Origin of the sequence: Deinococcus carri, assembly GCF_039545055.1 — a bacterium.
Classification (GTDB): domain Bacteria; phylum Deinococcota; class Deinococci; order Deinococcales; family Deinococcaceae; genus Deinococcus; species Deinococcus carri.
On the sequence record NZ_BAABRP010000013.1, the window covers coordinates 34423 to 51153 of the forward strand.

16 protein-coding genes are annotated in these 16731 nt (G+C 70.4%); 6 read left to right on the plus strand and 10 right to left on the minus strand.

Translation table 11 applies throughout. From position 1 onward, the window contains the following. Positions 1 to 42 precede the first annotated feature (42 nt). Together ABEA67_RS14295 and ABEA67_RS14300 are read right to left on the minus strand one after the other, a co-directional pair. Positions 43 to 693, minus strand: a complete 651-nt coding sequence (locus tag ABEA67_RS14295; protein ID WP_345466365.1) for a response regulator — start codon at positions 691 to 693, stop codon at positions 43 to 45. Beyond that, on the minus strand, positions 690 to 2339 hold the full coding sequence (locus ABEA67_RS14300; RefSeq protein WP_345466367.1) for an ATP-binding protein: 1650 nt from the start codon (positions 2337 to 2339) through the stop codon (positions 690 to 692). The genes ABEA67_RS14295 and ABEA67_RS14300 overlap by 4 nt, the downstream gene beginning before the upstream one ends. A gap of 280 nt (positions 2340 to 2619) precedes the next feature. On the opposite strand from ABEA67_RS14300, the gene ABEA67_RS14305 reads away from it, so the two are divergent. After that, on the plus strand, positions 2620 to 3948 hold the full coding sequence (locus ABEA67_RS14305) for a dicarboxylate/amino acid:cation symporter (protein ID WP_345466369.1): 1329 nt from the start codon (positions 2620 to 2622) through the stop codon (positions 3946 to 3948). A 59-nt stretch (positions 3949 to 4007) separates the two neighbouring features. Here ABEA67_RS14305 and ABEA67_RS14310 read toward each other — a convergent pair whose 3' ends face one another. The 4 genes from ABEA67_RS14310 to ABEA67_RS14325 form a co-directional block, all read right to left on the minus strand. Further along, positions 4008 to 4949, minus strand: a complete 942-nt coding sequence (locus tag ABEA67_RS14310) for a pseudouridine-5'-phosphate glycosidase (RefSeq protein ID WP_345466371.1) — start codon at positions 4947 to 4949, stop codon at positions 4008 to 4010. A gap of 45 nt (positions 4950 to 4994) precedes the next feature. Next, positions 4995 to 6113: a PfkB family carbohydrate kinase gene (locus ABEA67_RS14315; RefSeq protein ID WP_345466373.1), complete on the minus strand. Its 1119-nt coding sequence runs from the start codon at positions 6111 to 6113 to the stop codon at positions 4995 to 4997. A gap of 287 nt (positions 6114 to 6400) precedes the next feature. Then, positions 6401 to 7000: a DUF2239 family protein gene (locus tag ABEA67_RS14320; protein ID WP_345466374.1), complete on the minus strand. Its 600-nt coding sequence runs from the start codon at positions 6998 to 7000 to the stop codon at positions 6401 to 6403. Between the two features lie 127 nt (positions 7001 to 7127). Continuing rightward, positions 7128 to 7964 carry an HpcH/HpaI aldolase/citrate lyase family protein gene (locus tag ABEA67_RS14325; protein ID WP_345466376.1) on the minus strand — a complete coding sequence of 279 codons (837 nt, stop codon included), beginning with the start codon at positions 7962 to 7964 and terminating at the stop codon, positions 7128 to 7130. Positions 7965 to 8360: 396 nt separating this feature from the next. Here ABEA67_RS14325 and ABEA67_RS14330 point away from each other — a divergent pair, with 396 nt between their 5' ends. Beyond that, positions 8361 to 8819 (plus strand): hypothetical protein, encoded by a 459-nt coding sequence (locus ABEA67_RS14330; RefSeq protein WP_345466378.1) that lies wholly within the window; start codon positions 8361 to 8363, stop codon positions 8817 to 8819. Positions 8820 to 8885: 66 nt separating this feature from the next. On the opposite strand, the gene ABEA67_RS14335 is transcribed toward ABEA67_RS14330, so the two are convergent. The 3 genes from ABEA67_RS14335 to ABEA67_RS14345 form a co-directional block, all read right to left on the minus strand. Beyond that, positions 8886 to 9272, minus strand: coding sequence for a VOC family protein (locus ABEA67_RS14335; protein ID WP_345466381.1), 387 nt, complete (start codon positions 9270 to 9272; stop codon positions 8886 to 8888). A gap of 211 nt (positions 9273 to 9483) precedes the next feature. Continuing rightward, positions 9484 to 10374, minus strand: a complete 891-nt coding sequence (locus ABEA67_RS14340; RefSeq protein WP_345466383.1) for an RIO1 family regulatory kinase/ATPase domain-containing protein — start codon at positions 10372 to 10374, stop codon at positions 9484 to 9486. A gap of 18 nt (positions 10375 to 10392) precedes the next feature. After that, positions 10393 to 10524 (minus strand): hypothetical protein, encoded by a 132-nt coding sequence (locus ABEA67_RS14345; protein WP_345466385.1) that lies wholly within the window; start codon positions 10522 to 10524, stop codon positions 10393 to 10395. A 246-nt stretch (positions 10525 to 10770) separates the two neighbouring features. Here ABEA67_RS14345 and ABEA67_RS14350 point away from each other — a divergent pair, with 246 nt between their 5' ends. The 3 genes from ABEA67_RS14350 (at position 10771) to ABEA67_RS14360 (ending at position 14700) form a co-directional block, all read left to right on the plus strand. Further along, the gene (locus ABEA67_RS14350; RefSeq protein ID WP_345466387.1) at positions 10771 to 11829 is read left to right on the plus strand and encodes a magnesium transporter CorA family protein; all 1059 of its coding nucleotides are present in this window, start codon (positions 10771 to 10773) and stop codon (positions 11827 to 11829) included. Positions 11830 to 12316: 487 nt separating this feature from the next. Further along, entirely contained in the window at positions 12317 to 14032 is a 1716-nt protein-coding gene (locus ABEA67_RS14355; protein WP_345466390.1) for a RecQ family ATP-dependent DNA helicase, read from the plus strand. 110 nt (positions 14033 to 14142) lie between these two features. Further along, entirely contained in the window at positions 14143 to 14700 is a 558-nt protein-coding gene (locus ABEA67_RS14360; RefSeq protein ID WP_345466392.1) for a DUF2795 domain-containing protein, read from the plus strand. A gap of 88 nt (positions 14701 to 14788) precedes the next feature. Here the strand turns inward: ABEA67_RS14360 and ABEA67_RS14365 are convergent, their stop codons facing one another. Next, positions 14789 to 15745 (minus strand): ABC transporter substrate-binding protein, encoded by a 957-nt coding sequence (locus tag ABEA67_RS14365; RefSeq protein ID WP_345466394.1) that lies wholly within the window; start codon positions 15743 to 15745, stop codon positions 14789 to 14791. A gap of 155 nt (positions 15746 to 15900) precedes the next feature. Between ABEA67_RS14365 and ABEA67_RS14370 the strand changes: the two genes are divergently transcribed. After that, entirely contained in the window at positions 15901 to 16725 is an 825-nt protein-coding gene (locus tag ABEA67_RS14370; RefSeq protein ID WP_345466396.1) for a hypothetical protein, read from the plus strand. Positions 16726 to 16731 lie beyond the last annotated feature (6 nt).

The window sequence follows — 16731 nt, forward strand, 5'->3', positions numbered from 1 at the left end:
CCTATTGCGCCGCGTTCCCGTTGCAGGGACAGCCTGCCTCCATCATGCCCGCCGGTAGCGTTTCACGGGTCGGCCGATGCCCCGCGCGTCCGGCTCGGCGCGGGCCTCGCCCGCCTCCACCAGATGTTCGAGGTAGCGCCAGGCGGTGACGCGGCTGAGGCCCAGGGCCTGCCCGATCTCGCTGGCGCTGTACGCCCCGCCGCGCAGGGCCGCGCGGACGCGGTGGAGGGTCCCGGGGTCCAGACCGGAGGCGGGCGCGGGGGGCCGGGTAAACAGCGCGTCGAGGTGCCCCTGCCGCACGGCGTCCTGCCCCCACAGGGCCGCGCGTTCGCGCACGCGGTCGAGGGCCAGGGCGAAGCGTTCGGGCGTGCAGGGTTTCACCAGGTAGTCGGCGGCTCCCAGCGCCAGCGCGTCCTGCACGCTGGGAATGTCGCTGGCGGCGGTGAGCAGAATGGCGTCCACCCGCTCGGCGCGGGCACGCCACTCGCGCAGCAGGTCCAGCCCGCGCCCGTCGGGCAGGTACACGTCGAGCAGCAGCAGGTCGGGGTGCAGCGTGCCCGCCATCGCCCGCGCCACCCGCAGCGTCTCCGCCGTGCCCAGCACCTCGAAGTCCCCGGCCCCTTCCAGCAGACCCCGGTGCAGCGCGGCGATGCGGGGGTCGTCCTCGACGATCAGGGTGCGGATGGGCGTCATAGCGGGATCTCCAGGGTAAAGCGGGTCCAGGGGCGGCCGCCCAGGTCCGGCACCCGGTCGTGCATGAGGGTCGCCCCCAGGGCGTCCGCGCGCGCCTGCACCAGCGCGAGGCCCACGCCGCGCCCCGGTCCCTTGCTGCTCACGCCCCGCTGGGTGAGGGTGGCGGCAAGGTGGGCGGGCACGCCGGGGCCGCTGTCGCGCACCTCCACGACCAGCCCCTCGGGGTCGTGGGCGATCAGCAGGCACACCTCGCCGCCCGGCCCACCGTCCAGCGCCTCGAAGGCGTTTTCCAGCAGGTTCCCTGCGCCCAGCTCGATCAGGTCCAGCACACCGGGCGGCAGGTGGTCCGGCAGCGCGGTGAGGGGATCGAGGGTGAGGGTCAGGCCCAGCTCGGCGGCCCGCTCGTACTTGCCCAGCACCAGGGCGGCGAGGCGCACGTGGCGCAGCGCCCGCACGGCGTCGGCGTGCGCGGCGTGCCGGTCCGACTGCGCGTAGATCAGCTTCAGGGCCTCCCGCGTCTCCCCGAGGTGCAGCAGGCCCGCCAGGGTGTGCAGCCGGTTGGTGAACTCGTGGGTCTGGGCGCGTAGCAGGTCGGCATAGCGCTGCGCCTGGGTCAGCTCGTCGGCCAGGGCGCGCATGCGGGCCAGGTCGCGCAGCGTCACCACCTGCGCGCCGTCGGGGGTGGGCCGCACGCCGACCAGCAGGGGGCGGTCGCGCACCGTCACGGGGACGGGGGATTCGGGGCCGGGGCCGTCCAGCACGGTGGCGGGCAGCAGGCGCGTGAGGGGCACCGGCAACGTGTCCGCCGCGTTCCCGCCCACGCCGAGCAGGGCGCGGGCCTGGGGATTCATCACGTGCACCTGCCCGCCCCGCACCACCAGCACGCCTTCTTCCAGGGCGTTCAGGACCGTCCGGTAGTGCAGCAACCCGCCCGCGATCTGCTCGGGTTCGAGGTCCAGCATCTCGCGCCGCACCCGCCGGGCCAGCATGGACGCCAGCAGCAGCGCCAGCGCCAGCGCCCCCACGTACCAGGGCAGCGCCACCCGCACCACCGCCTGAAACACGTCGCCCAGGCGCGGCAGCAAAAAGCCCACGCTGACGAGGCCGAGGACCCTGGTGTTCCCGGCGCTGTCCCCGGCGAGAACCGGCACCTTGGCCCGCACCGAGCGGCCCAGGGTGCCCTCCACCGTCTCGGTGACGCTGCGGCCCAGCAGGAAGCTCTGGAAGTCGCCACCGACCATCGGCTCGCCCAGCCGGGCGGGGTTGGGGTGGGTCAGCCGCCGGGTGGCCCGGTCCGTCACGACCACGTAGTCGGCCCCCAGCAGCGCGCGGTATCCGTTGACCAGCCCGTTCAGCCCGGCGTGGGCCTGCGCGTCCCCTTCCAGCGCGGCCCGCACGGGGGGCAGGGTGGCGATCAGGCGCGACTCGCGCAGCGCCCGGTCGGCGTAGGTGCGGTGAATTGCGCCGCGCAGGGTGGCGGTCGCCAGCAGGGCCAGCGGCAGCGCCAGCAGCAGAAAGGCGGCGGCAATCGAGAGAAACAGCCGGGACTGCACCCGCAGCAGCCGGGGCGTGTGCGGCAGCGCCACCTCGCGCGCCAGGCTGGACACGCGGTCGGGGACGGACGTGGGGGCGGGGCGCAGGAACACTGGCGTCAGTCTGGCAGACCCCCGCCTCCCGCCCTGCAATTTCGTTCACGCTGCCGACAATAAGGGGCGGTGAGGGGAAAGATTTTCCCGCTCCTGCCGCAGCGGTTTCCCTTCTTAAAGGTTCGATGAAGGGGCGCGTCGGTGCCCTGATCCGGCGTTGCGGCAGCATGTCGGCGCAGACCCCTGCCTCAACCTTCCCCGTCTCCCTTTCCGGTGCGCCCAGCCCTGCGCGCGGACCGGCAGATCCGGCCTTTCGTCTCCCTTTCCGTGAGGTGCAGCCATGCCCAGAATCTTCCGCAGCCTGTACGTCCAGGTGCTCATCGCCATCGTGCTGGGCATCCTGGTGGGCTTTCTCTTTCCGTCCCTCGGCGAGGGCCTCAAGCCGCTGGGCGACGGGTTCATCAAGCTGATCAAGATGCTGATCGCGCCGATCATCTTCGCCACGGTGGTCAGCGGCATCGCCCATATGCGCGACACCCGCAAGGTCGGGCGTGTGGGGGGCAAGGCGCTGATCTACTTCGAGGTGGTCACGACCTTCGCGCTGGTTATCGGCCTGGTGGTCGCCAATGTCCTGCGGCCCGGCCACGGCATGAACGTCGACCCGGCCAGCCTGGACGCCAGCGCGATCAGCAAATACACCCAGGCCGCCGGGGAGCAGAGTGTCTCCGACTTCATCCTGCACATCATCCCCGACACGCTGGTGAGTGCCTTTACCCAGAGTGACCTGCTGCAGGTGCTACTGGTGGCGGTGCTGTTCGGCTTCGCGCTGCTGCGGATAGGCCGGGTGGGCGAGACGGTCCTAGCGGGCATCGAGGCCGTCAACAGCGCGGTCTTCGTGATTCTGGGCTTCGTGATGCGGCTGGCCCCCATCGGCGCGTTCGGCGCGATGGCCTTTACCATCGGCAAGTACGGCGTGGGGACGCTGGCGCAGCTCGGCTCCCTGATGCTGGCCTTTTACCTCACCTGCCTGCTGTTCGTGTTCGGGGTGCTGGGCCTGATCGCGCGCCTCGCGGGCTTCTCCGTCCTGAAGTTCATCCGCTACATCAAGGAAGAACTGCTGCTCGTGCTGGGCACCTCCTCCAGCGAGAGCGCCCTGCCGCGCCTGATTACCAAGCTGGAACACGCCGGGGCCAACCGCAGTGTGGTGGGGCTGGTGGTGCCTGCGGGGTACTCCTTCAACCTCGACGGCACCAGCATCTACCTGACGATGGCGACCCTCTTTATCGCGCAGGCCACCAACACGCACCTCTCGCTGGGGCAGCAACTCGGCGTCCTCGGCGTGCTGCTGCTGACCTCCAAGGGTGCGGCGGGCGTGACCGGCAGCGGCTTTATCACGCTGGCCGCGACCCTCAGCGCGGTGGGCCACGTTCCCGTCGCGGGCCTCGCGCTGATCCTGGGTATCGACCGCTTCATGAGCGAGGCGCGCGCGCTGACCAACTTCGTGGGCAACGGGGTGGCCGCGCTGGTGATCGCCCGCAGCGAGAATGCGCTCGACCGCGACCGTCTCCAGCGCGCCCTGAACGGGGAGAACCTGCCCGACCTGCTCCCCGAGGTCGCTGCCGAGGAACGCGGTGAGGGCCGCCAGCTCGACTCGCCGCGCCCGGTGTAAGCCCGGTTATGCGAAAAAAAGTGCCCCCGGTGGTCGAGGGGGCACTTCTCGTGGCCGCTTCAGCTCTGGAGAGCGGCGTAGGCGCTGGCCACCCGCGCCGCCACCGCCGCGTTGTGCCGCACCAGGGCGATGTTCGCGGCGAGGCTGCGGCCCCCCGTGATCTCGACCAGGCGGCCCAGCAGGTAGGGCGTGGTGGCCTTGCCGGTCAGGCCCAGGGCGTCCATATCGCGCAGGGCCTGCTCGATGTGGGGGGTAATCTCGGCGGCGGGAATCTCGGCCTCTGCGGGAATGGGGTTGGCGAGCAGCACGCCGCCGGTCAGGCCCAGCGTCCATTTGGCGTGCAGCACGCGGGCCGCTTCCGCCTCGGTCTGCACGGTGAGGGGCGAGGGGAAGCCGCTCTGGCGCGAATAGAAGGCCGGGAACTCCTCGCTGCCCAGCGTGAGGGCGGGCACGCCCTGGGTTTCGAGCACCTCCAGCGTCAGGCCGATGTCGAGGATGCTCTTGACCCCGGCGCTGACCACGCATACATCGGTGCGGGCGAGTTCGGTGAGGTCGGCGCTGATGTCCATGCTCTCGCCCGCGCCCCGGTGGACGCCGCCGGTGCCGCCCGTCGCAAAGACGCGGATGCCTGCCAGCGAGGTGATCCGCATGGTGGAGGCCACCGTGGTCGCCCCGTGTCCGCCCAGCGCGACGGTAAAGGGGAGGTCACGGGTGCTGATCTTCTGCACGCCCTGGTCGGTGGCGAGCAACTCCAGCTCCTCCGGGGTGAGGCCCACCTTGAGGCGGCCACCCAGCACGGCGATGGTCGCGGGCGTCGCGCCGTTCTCGCGCACCACAGCCTCCACGCCGCGCGCCATCTCCACGTTCTGCGGATAGGGCATCCCGTGGCTGATGATGGTGCTTTCCAGGGCCACCACGGGTTGCCCGGCGGCGAGCGCGGCGGCGACCTCGGGGTGGAGGTCCAGGAGTTGAGCGACTTCGGGGCGGATGGAGGTAGACATGAGGACTCCTTTGGGGGTTGGGGGTGGGAACGGAGGGCGGACCCGTCAGGGCTGCGGGCCTGCCAGCCGTGCCCGCAGCGCGCCGGGCGTGAGGGTGGGGGCGACGGCCTCGGCGCTCTCGACAGTCAGGGCGGCGGCGGCGTGACCGTGCCGGGCGGCCTCGGCGGGCGGCTCCCCGGCGAGCAGGGCGGCGAGGTAGGCGGCGAGCATGGCGTCGCCTGCGCCCGTCACGTCCGTGACGCGGGCCGGCTGCGCGGGCAGTTCGGTGACGCCCTCAGGGCCGGAGAGCAGGCTGCCCCGCGTGCCCCGCCGCACCCACACGGTCCGGATGCCCCGCGCGTGCAGTTCGGCGCAGGCGTCGCGCAGGGCGTCCGGGGTATCGGGCACGTCGCAGCCCACCAGTGCGCCCAGTTCCGCCACGTTGGGCGTGACGGTGTGGGGCACCTGGCCCGCGCCCAGGGCGGGAAGCAGCCGGACCGCCTTGGGAACGCTGACCGGCTCGAAGACGGCGGGCACGTTCGCTTCCGCGCAGAGGGCGAGCAGGTGCGCGAGGGTCTCGGCACTCAGGTTGCCGTCCGCGACCACCCACGCCGCGCCGCGCAACACGCCCCGGCGCTCGCTCAGGACGGCGGGGGAGAGGGCTTCCATGATCTGCATGGCGGCCACCGCGATCAGGAGTTCGCCGCTGGTGTCCAGCACGGCGGTGTAGGTGCCGGTGGGCTGGTCGAGGCGCAGCGTGGCCCGCAGGTCCACCCCGGCGTCCCCGGTCTGTCGCAGCAGCAGGTCGGCGGGCGCGTCCCGGCCCACCGCCGCGATCAGGCTGGTCTGGACCCCCAGCCGTGCCAGGTTCTCCGCGATGTTGCGGGCCACTCCGCCCGCCGCCTGGGTGGTCCGGCCGGGGTTGCTGGTGCCGGGCACGGCGGGCGCGAGGGTCCGGGCCTTCACATCCACGTTCGCGCCCCCGACCACCACCACCCGTCCCTGCCCCTCCGGCGCGACCACATAGCCCCGCCCCAACAGCGCGCCCTTGCGCATGAGGTTGCTGACATGCACATTGACCGCTGCCCGCGTGGTGCCCAGGCGGCGGGCGAGGTCCTCGGGCGTGGCGAGGGGCGTCTCACGAATCAGCGCGAGCAGTTCGCGTTCACGGTCGGTCAGAATCATGCCTTAGTCAGAGTAAAGCGCTTTATTAAAATAAATCAAGCGGGGAGACGGAGGGAATAGGCTCCTCTCATATGGGTTCGGGTGGAACAGGGAGTGAACCTGTTCCACCGGACCAGTGGGAGAAGGAAGACAGCGGAGGCCACCTGAGCATTTGACGTAAAAAGAACCCCTCTCCCCTTGCTTCGCAAGGCCCTCTCCCGCAAGGGGAGAGGGTCCAAAAAAACAGCCATCTTACGACAAATGCTCTAAGCAGTCCCAATTCCGTGACGGCTGGGAGGGCCAGCGCCTCAGTCCCCCCGCGCCTCTACCTGCCCGCTGTCCGGTGGGCTGTCTGTGGGGAAGGCCGGGTCTGCGAGCTGCCGGGCGTGGGCGCGAATCTCTGCAGGCCAGGTGGCGGTATGGGCGGCGAAGGCGGCCTCGTCGCGGGCGTACAGGGCGCGGGTGGCCTCCTCGAAGCCGGGCTGGTCGCCTGCCATCACGGTCATGAAGCCTCCGGCGGCAGCCTGGGCCTGCCGCACGCGCTCCTGGTCGGGATTCACCCTGCGTGCCTCGTCCACCAGGCGGCGCAGGGCCGCGGAAGCCCCGCCCCGTTGCGTTTCCAGCCATTCCCAGTGGCGCGGCAGCAGCGATACCTCGCGCGAGACGACGCCCAGGCGCGGGCGGCCCGGTCCCGCCTTGCGGGTGGGTGCGGACCGCTCCAGCACCTCCTTCAGGGTGCCGCGCAGGTCGAAGTCCACCTGCCGCCCGCTCCAGTCCTCGAACAGCAGCAGGGGAGAGGTGGGGTCGGGGGTGTTCTGCTGCGTTTTGAGATGGATCAGCAGGTCGCGCAGCGAACCGCGGAACAGCCGCGAGGCACCGCGGAAGGCCGTGTAGGTCAGGTCATCCATGTCGGAATATTATCCGGGTAAAAACTGGAAAGCAATAGTACCCGGGTAATACTTCTAGCTTAGGCCAGAGCGTGACGGGGTGCCGCGGCTGGCCGCACTCGCCGGGTCAACCCCTCAGCCGGCTTCGTCAGAGTGTGCTGTCCTGGCGCGTTGCCTCCCACAGGTCCAGCACTTCCCGCGCCTCATCCACGTGCATCTGTTCCACCAGTGCGCCCCGGTAGGTCGCCACGCTTTTGCCTTCTGCCCGCGCCTCCTCCCAGGCGGCCAGCAGGGCGCGGGCCTCCTGCGCCCCCGCGTCCGTCACGCCAAAGGCGGCGTTGGCAGCCTCCACCTGCCCCGGATGAATCACCGTTTTCCCGGCAAAGCCCAGCGTGCGGCCCTGCGCGCACTCGCGGGCGAAGCCTTCCGGGTCGCGCACGTCGTTGAAGACGGCGTCGAGCGGCACCTTGCCCGCCGCACGCGCCGCCAGCACCACCGCCGACAGCGCGTGCAGCAGCGGCAGGCGCTCGGGGTGCGGGCGGGTCCGCAGCGCCCGCGCGAGGTCGTTCGCGCCCACGAGCAGCCCGGCCACGCCCGGCACCGCCGCGATTTCCGGCGCGTGCAGCACGCCGGAGGGCGTCTCGATCATCGCCCACAGCGGCACCCGCAGGTGCAGTTCGCGCACGGTGCGGGCGTCCTCCACCTTGGGCAGCACCAGGCCGTCGACCCCGGCCAGCAGCGACATCTCGCGGTCGGCGTGTTCCCAGGGTGTGCCCAGGCCGTTCACGCGCACCAGAACGGGGCAGGGCCAGCGGCTTTGCAGCGCCGCCCGCACGTTCTCCCGCGCCGCATCCTTGTGTTCGGGGGCCACGGCGTCCTCCAGGTCCAGAATCACCGCGTCCGCGCCCAGCGTGCGGGCCTTGTCCACCGCGCGCGGTTTGTCGCCCGGCACGTACAGCACCGAGCGCCAGGGCTTAGCGCTCACGCTGTTCTTCCTGCCGTCGCCGGGCCGCGCTCGACACGAGCAGGAAGGGAAGCAGGGCGAGGAGGAACTTCAGGGGGCGTTTCATGCCTCCAGAGTAGCGGCCAGCCCTGGCCCTGCCTGACGCCCCCATGAGGGAAGGGGAGGGCACGCCTTGCCCGGCGTGTCATCCGGGGAGCGCAGGGACGGGGCTAGCTTGGTTTCTGGAATTCCGGACAATTCGCCGCGAGTCTCGCCTGGCCTGCCGTCGTACCAGGTTGCCCCCCTTTTGCGGGAAGCGACCGACGCAGTGAGAACCAAGAATACGGAATAACGGAGAGGGAGGACCTTCCGGGAAAGCGCCGGCGGTTCGGAAACCGGAGCAAGTTCGTATCCGGGATGAGGTTCAGGAGGAATCCCATGAAGAAGTTCATGATGCTGGCGGCTCTTGGCCTGCTGGGGGTCGCCTCGGCAGAACGCAGCAACGTCAACCTGAGTGTGCCGCTCACGCTGACCGTTCCCAACCCCTGCGTCGCCTCGGAGACAGTGACGCTGAGCGGCAACGTGCATGTCGTCGGGCAGATTGACACGGACACCTCGGGCACGACCGCGAAACTGCACGTCAACTTGCAGAACTTCGGCGGCAGCGCGGCCTCGGGGCGGCTCTACCGGGCGCAGCTCAACGGCAAGGCCAACCTCGATTTCGCGCCGATGGTGCTTCCCGCCTCGGCCAGCGGGACGGTGAATGTCCGCCTCATCAGCCAGGGACCGGCCGACAATTTCCAGCTCAGGCTCAACTTCGACCTCGCGGTGGATGCTGGGGGCAACGTGACGGTGAGCAACCCCACCGCCGTTCCCGAGGGCCGCTGCAACGGCTGAGGCCGCTCCGCTCTCCCTGTTCGCCCCCGCCTGCCCGGCTGGGGGCGTTCTGCTGCCCCGGTGCGGTCAGCCCGGAAGACCCCAGATGCTCGCGGGCGCGAGTTCCAGCACGTTTCCGGCGGGGTCCATGAAGTACAGGCTCTCTCCCCGGTCGCCCCAGGCGTAGCGCGTGACCGTAAGGCCGTGCCCCGTGAGCCGAGCCTGCCAGGTGTCCGTCTCCTCGCGCGCGATGCCCAGGCAGGCGTGACCGCCCGGCTTGCCCGCGTGCGGGGGCACGTCGCCCGGCTGGGCACTCGCGCGCGGGTCGAAGATCAGCAGCATGCCCCCTTCCAGCCGGTAAAAGAGGTGCCGCCCCGCCACCTTGCCGTACAGCGCCAGGCCGAGCACCTCCGAATAGAAGGTCTCGGCCCGGTCCAGGTCGTCCACATACAGGCAGGTTTCGAGGGCGCGCATGGGGGAAGCTTAGAGCGAGCATACGGATTCCGTCCGATTCCTGAACAGTCAGAAGGGCACCGCCTGTTCATCCATCTCCCGAAATCCGTCATTTTTCCTTCTCCCTCCGGTCGGATTTCCGGGTGTTTTCAACACCCTTCAATCGGAATCCGTATCAGCCGTTAGCGATCAGCGAAAAGAGCTTTTGGTGACGGCTGACCGCTGACCGCTCTCAGGGCAGCAGCACCCGCGGGGTCGGTCCCGGTCCCGCCGCGCGGCGCTGCACCTCGCGCAGGGTCTGTTCGCCACTCTCGGTGAGGCCGTGCCGGCGGAAGCTGGTGGCGAGGCTCTCGGCGTCGCGGCGCAGGAGTTGCTGGAAGTTGGGGTTCTGCCGGGTCGTGAGCTGCGGAAAATCGATAAGGATCACGGTGTTCTCCCACCACAAGAGGTTGTAGGTGCTGTAGTCGCCGTGGGCGTAGCCCAGCCGCAGCAGGTCGGCCATGCCCTGCACAGCCTGTTGCCAGGCGCTGTGGGCCTCTGCCGGGCTGAGGCGGGCGTCGCTCAGGCGGGGGGCGGGGTGGTCCTCGCTGCCGATCAGGCGCATCAGGACAGCGGGGACGGTCTGGCCGTACTCGGTGGGTTCGGGGCCGACCAGCGGCTCGGGGACGTTCAGGCCTGCGCGCCACAGGTGCCACAGGTGGGCGTACTCGGCGCAGACCCAGCCCGCCTGAAGCATCTCCAGGCCCTTGCGGCTGCGGGCCTGCATCGCCCGCGCGGCGCGTTTGTCCAGAATCACCTGGCCCTCGCGGTACACGCCGTCCTGCTTGAAGGAGCGGGCCTCCAGATCGCGGTAGAGCTTCAGCAGGACGCTGCCGCGCGGTCCGCGCGCCACGTAGGCCGTGGCCTCCTTGCCGCTCTTGAGTTCGGCCACCACCTCGGTGATGTGGCCCCGGTCCAGCAGGAAGCGAATCACGCCCTCGGGCGGCGTGCCCGTCTCGCCCGCGGTCAGGTCTTCCAGTCGCCTGCGGCCCTGCGGCCGGCGGGTCCGGGTCTTGCGGCGGCGCTCAAAGGTGTCCTCGTCGGCCAGTTCATCGGCGGGCCAGCCGGAGCGGCCAGCCCTCAAGGATGCCCTCTGGGGGCGCTAGGCGCGCAGGGCTGGGGCGCGAGATGGGAAGAAGGGGAAGGGGTGGGGTGCGGCACGCTGACTCCTCAGGGCGGGGGCGAGAGTTCCTCGTTCGGTCGCGTTCAGGCGGACAATGTTGTTGTCGGTCATGCACAGCACCTCCTTCCGGTGTTGCCCCTACCGTAGCAGGTGAGGGGGCCGTGAGGAAGCGGGGATGCCCCCGCTAGGCCACCTTGCTTAGGGGAGCTGACCGCGGGGCGAACGGGGCGAGAGCGGCTGGCGTTCACAGTGCCCGGAGGCAGGCGGGAACCTCCCCCAGCGGCCCCTCTTTCCCGTAAAGGCTCTCCTGCCCGGCCCCACATACAGGCCCCATGGGGTGAGCAGCAGAATGTGTGAATGCCCACCACTTCCCCCGGCCTGACTGGAACCGGACCCGCCGTGTCCCCGGCGGCCCAAGCGCCTTCCCGTGAGGGTGGGGGCGGCGACCCCGGCATGAGCGTCACGCTGTTCGATGCGGGGGGCGAGGACCGGGAGGTGCAGCTCAGCGCGGGGCTGGTGGCGGGGCTGGGCGAGGACCAGCTTCTGTGGGTGGATGTGCCGGGGCAGCGGGCGGGGGAGCTGAAAAGCGTGGCCGAGCTGCTGGGCCTGGATCAGCGGGCGGTGCAGGACCTGGCGGATCCGGCCCCCCAGCCACGGGTGGACAGCTACGGCGAAACCTTCCGCGTGGACGTGCGGGCCGTGCGCGAGCAGAACGGGCGGCTGCACGGGGACGAGCTGAATATCGTGGTCGGCCCCAACTACCTGCTGACGGTGCATCCGGAGAATGTGGGTTTCGTGGAGGAATTCGCGCAGCAGCAGCGGGGCAACGGCCAGGTGGGGCGGCTCAAGGCGGAGGCGTTTCTGGCCGCGCTGCTCAACTGGCACCTGAACAGCTTCCTGCACGAGGCAGAAACCCTGGAAGGCCGCCTCGACCGGCTCGACGAGGCCATCTTGCGCCAGCCCTCCGGCCGGGAGTTCCTGAGTGACCTGGTGCAAGCCCGCCGCCGGGTCAGCGAGCTGCGCCGCCTGCTGGCCGAACACCGCGACGTATACAGCACCCTCAGCCGCCCGGATTTCAAGGCGCTGGCCGATCCCGAGGCCGCCGCGTACTTCGATGCCCTGGAGGAACGCTTCGAGCGGGCGGTCACGTCGGTCGAGGGCGTGCGGGAAGCGGTCCTGGGGTCGTTCGACCTGTACATGTCCAGCCTGGGCCAGCGCACCAACGACACCATGCGGGTGCTGACCATCGCCACCGTGCTGATGGGCCTGTGGGCACTGGTCGCGGGGGTCTTCGGCATGAACTTCGATTCCACCTTCCAGAAGACCGGGTGGCACGGCTTCGAGGTGGTCCTGGTGCTGCTGGTGCTGATTTCCGCGCTGCTGCTGTGGTTCAGCCGCAAGCGCCGCTGGCTGTGAAGGGGACCGAACCTGAAGAAACATTCACCCGCCGCGAGGGAGAACCCACCGTAAGTTAAATGCCCCTTTGTGGTGTTGGGGGAGTTCGCCCCGGTGCGGCTGCCAGACTGCCGTTCTGCCGTGGTGCCTGTTCCTGCCTTCATCTGTCCGGTGAGGGTAGGAGAGCGGCCATCCGGAAAAGGAAATCCCCATGCCCAGAAGTCCCAAGATCAGGCGATCCGCCTCCAAAGCAGCGCAACCTCTTCCCGTTGCTTCCCCGGCGGCCCTGCCCGGCGCGGCCGAACCTGCCACGGGCAAAACGGCCGGAGGTGGGCGGCGGACGACGCGCCCGGCCCCCCGGCGCATCCGAGTTGAGCTTCCCTCTGCGGAACCCGAGCCGACCGACGCCCAGGCCGCCACAGTGAAAGCAGTGGAACCCCGCGTGGCCGCCCCGGCCCCCGCCCCTGCACCGCGAACACCCCGCCCCCACCCGGCCAGAGCTGGAGGGGTGGAGGCTGAGGTCCGACCTGCTCGGGCCACCGCGGCCCGCGTCCCGCCCTCCCCGCCCGCCGGGGGCAGGGCCACCAGACCCACCAAGGACATGCAGCGGGCGCAGAAGATTGCCCGCGAGGTCTTCGGGTACGATCAGCTCCACGACGCGCAGAAGGAAGCCATCCAGTCCGTGCTGCGCGGCCACGACACCCTCGCCATCATGCCCACCGGCAGCGGCAAGTCGGCCATCTACCAGATCGCGGCGCTGTCGCTGGACGGGCCGACGGTGGTCGTCTCGCCCCTGATCGCCCTGCAACGCGACCAGGTGGAGGCGTTGGAGGAGGGCGTGCCCGGTCAGGCGGCCCTGATCAATTCGACCGTTCGCCCCGGCGACCGCGACGCGACCTGGGAGGCGCTGGAGGAGGGTGATCTGGAGTTCCTGTTCCTGGCCCCCGAGCAGCTCAGCAACCCGGAAACGCTGGAACGCCTGCGGGCGGCGGGACCCTCGCTGTTCGTGGTGGACGAGGCCCACTGTGTCAGCGAGTGGGGCCACGACTTCCGGCCCGACTACCTGCGGCTCGGGGGGGTGGTGGAGGCGCTGGGGCATCCCACCGTGCTGGCCCTCACCGCCACCGCCGCGCCGCCCGTGCGCGCCGAGATTGTCGAGCGGCTGGGCATGCGCGACGCCCGCGTGCTGGTCCGCGGCTTCGACCGTCCTGGCATCCACCTCGCCGTGCGGCTGTTCGAGGACGCGGGCACCAAGCGCGCGGCCCTGCTGGAGGAGGTCGCCCAGGCCCAGGGGCCGGGCATCGTCTACGCGGCGACCCGCAAGGGCGCGGAGGAGGTCGCGCACGACCTGCGGGAACGCGGCGTGAGGGCCGCGGCCTATCACGCCGGGATGGCCGCGGCGGCCCGCGAGGAGGTGCAGACCGCCTTCATGGCCGATAACCTGGCGGTGATCGTGGCGACCACGGCCTTCGGCATGGGCATCGACAAGCCGAACGTGCGCTTCGTGCATCACCTCGACATCTCCGGCTCGGTCGACGCCTACTACCAGGAAATCGGGCGGGCCGGGCGCGACGGCGAACCGGCCCAGGCCACCCTCTTCTTCACGCCGGCGGACCTCAACCTGCGCCGCTTCTTCGCGGGGAGTGCCCTCGTGGACGCCGATCAGGTCGAGCAGGTGCTGCGGGCCGCCCAGGAGCGTGATGAGCCTGTGGACCCCGCCGAGCTGCGCGAGGAAACCGGCCTGTCGCAGACGCGCCTGCTGAGCGCCGTGAGCCGCCTGGAGGAGGTCGGCGCGCTGGAGGTGCTGCCGGGCGGCCAGGTGGTCGCCGTGGAGGGCCAGGAGACGCCGGAGGTGGCCGCCGAGGCCGCGCTGGCCCAGGAACACCGCCGCACCTACGAGCGCTCCCGCCTGGAGATGATGCGCGGGTATGCCGACACGCCGGGCTGCCGCCGCGAGTACCTGCTCAACTACTTCGGTGAAAGCTACCGCCCCCCCTGCGACCACTGCGACCACTGTGACGCGGGGCTGGTGAGCGGGGCCACAGCCGGGGAAGAGGTGCCCTTCGTCCCCGGCAGCCGTGTGGCCCACACCACCTTCGGTGAGGGCCAGATCCTGCGCTACGAGGGCGACAAGGTGACGGTGCTGTTCGACCAGCAGGGCTACCAGACGCTGTCGCTGACGTTCGTGCTGGAAAACGGGCTGCTGGAGCCGCTGGAAAGCTGAGGGCCGGCGTCGGCTCCGGTGCGGAGATGAACGAAAAGGCGGGCGGCAGCATAAGCCGCCGTGAAGGTCGGCGGGCGGTATTCTCTCGCCTGTCTCCAGATAATCAGGACATGGCAAAAATCAATCCCATCCAGCTCCAGAAGCACCTCAAGGGCGTGAACTACCCCGCCAGCAAGCAGGACCTGGTGGACGCCGCCGGGAAGAACGGTGCGGACGACGACGTGCGCGCGGCTCTGGATGCCCTCCCCGACGAGGAATACCAGACGCCCGCCGAGGTGAGCCAAGCCCTGGGCGGCCACGAGGACGGCGGGAACGACCGGGACGGCGATAAAGGCGATAAGGACGACCGGCGCAACGCCGACCGCGACCACAAGGGCAGCCAGCGGGGCGACCACGCGAAGGGTGGCGAACGCGGCCAGGACGACGGGGACAACGGGGACGGCGGCGAGAAACGCATCAACCCCATCCAGCTTCAGAAGCACCTCAAGGGGGTGGACTACCCGGCCAGCAAGCAGGACCTGTTGGACGCCGCCGGGAAGAACGGCGCGGACGACGAGGTGCGCGCCGCTCTGGACGCCCTTCCCGACGAGGAGTACCAGACCCCCGCTGATGTGAGTCAGGCCCTGGGTGGGCGCAACGGCGATGACCGGAAGGGCGACAGAAAGTAACGCCAGGGAAACCGCAGCAAGGAAGCGAGGAGGGGACGCCGGAATGGCCTGGCCCCTCCTCGCTTCCTTGTGCTCCTTGTGCCGTGCCTCAGCGGACAGTCTTGCTGACCAGGCTGTTGGTGTAGAAGTTCTCCGCCTTCATCCCGGCGGGCAGGCTGCCCTGTTTGACGAGGGCGGCCACGGCCTTTTGCCAGGCGGCGGGGTCGCTTGCGCCCAGACCGTTGGCGCGCGTGTAGGCGCTCTGAATCAGCGGCGTGCTGGCGTTCAGGATGGCGAGGGTGCCGCCGCCCTTGCCGAAGATCGGCTGCGCGACCTGGAAGGCGCGGGCGGGGTCGGCCACCGTGAACTTCAGGCCCCGCTGGGAGGCGCGGACCACCTTGCGGGCCAGGTCGCCGCCCAGCGTCTTGTCCAGCGTGATGAGGCCCACGCCGACCATCGGGTACGCGCCCGACAGGTCGAGCGTGTTGACCTTCTGCCCGGCGGCGCGAAGCTGCACGACCTCGTTGTTCACGAAGCCCACGGCCGAGTCCACTCGCCCGGCCCGTACCGCGTCGAGTTGCGTGAAGCCGATGGAGGCCAGGCGCACGTCGCGGCCTTCTTGCAGGTTCGCGCTGTCCAGCAGGGCGCGGATGGCCGCGTAGCTGCTGCCGAAGGTGCCCGGAATGCCGACCGTCTGCCCCTTCAGGTCGGCGGCGCTGCGCAGCGGCTTGAGGCTGAAGACCGTCACCGGCGACTTCTGGTACATCGCCATGACGTACCTCACGGGCGCGCCCTGGTTGCGGGCGAAGATGGCGTCTTCGGGGTCGCCCACAATGAAGTCCAGCTTGCCCTGAAGCAGCAGCGGCATCAGCTCGGAGACGTAGCCGTGCTGGAACTTCACGTTCAGCCCCTCGGCGCGGTAGTAGCCCAGTTTGTCGGCCACGTAAAAGGGCGTGAACTGCACGTTGGGGATGTAGCCCAGGCCGATGTTCACCGCGCGGGTCGTTCCCTGCGCGCACGCCGTGGCGGTTGCCATGAGGACCAGGAGGGAGAGGGCACGCTTCATGGAGGCGAGTATAGAAGTGTGGGGTGACGGGACCGTGACCGCTTGCCGCGCGGTGCGCCCCACAGGAAGCGGAGTGATAGACTGCGGGGTACGCCTGCGCGTCCGCGGGGGCCAAGTGGCCCAGAACGCGCAGAGGGCGCAGGGAAAGGAACAGCATGACCGACGACACCAGGCAGCACAACCCGGAAGCGAACGAGACCCCGGAGGAACTGCGCGATATCCTGCCCGAGCTTGCGGGCGAACCCGACGAGGACCCGGTGCTGGACGCTCAGGAAGCGCAGCAGGAGGGCCACCTCGCCGCGCTCGACAGCGGCAACGTGGGCGCGGGTGAGGAAGGCGGCGAGGAAGGCGAGGACGAGTACATCGACGCCGACGACCTGCTGCAACTGCTGGGCGAGATGAAGGAGATGCTCGAGGCCCAGGGCAAGGAAATCCGTGGCCTGCGCCGCGAGATGCGCGAACTGCGCGAGAGCCAGGGCAGCCAGGGGGGCGGCTTCCGTCCCCGCGAGGACCGCCAGGGCGGCGGGTTCCGCCCCCGTGAAGACCGCGGCGGCTACCAGGGCGGCGGCGACCGTGGCGGCTTCCGTGGTGGCGACCGCCAGGAAGGCGGCTTCCGTCCCCGTGAAGATCGTGGTGGCTACCAGGGTGGTGGCGACCGTGGCGGCTTCCGCGGCGACCGCGACGGCGGCTATCAGGGCGGCGGCGACCGTGGCGGCTTCCGTCCCCGCGAGGACCGCCAGGGCGGCGGGTTCCGCCCGCGTGAAGACCGTGGTGGCTACCAGGGCGGCGGCGACCGTGGCGGTTTCCGTGGTGGCGACCGCCAGGAAGGCGGCTTCCGTCCCCGTGATGACCGTCAGGGTCAGGGCGGGCAGGGCGGCTTCCGCCCCCGCGAGGACCGCGACAGCTCCGGCGACCGCGAGTTCCGTCCCCGCGCCCGCGCCGACCGCGGCTGGGGCAACAAGCGCCGCGACGAGGAGTAAGAGGCG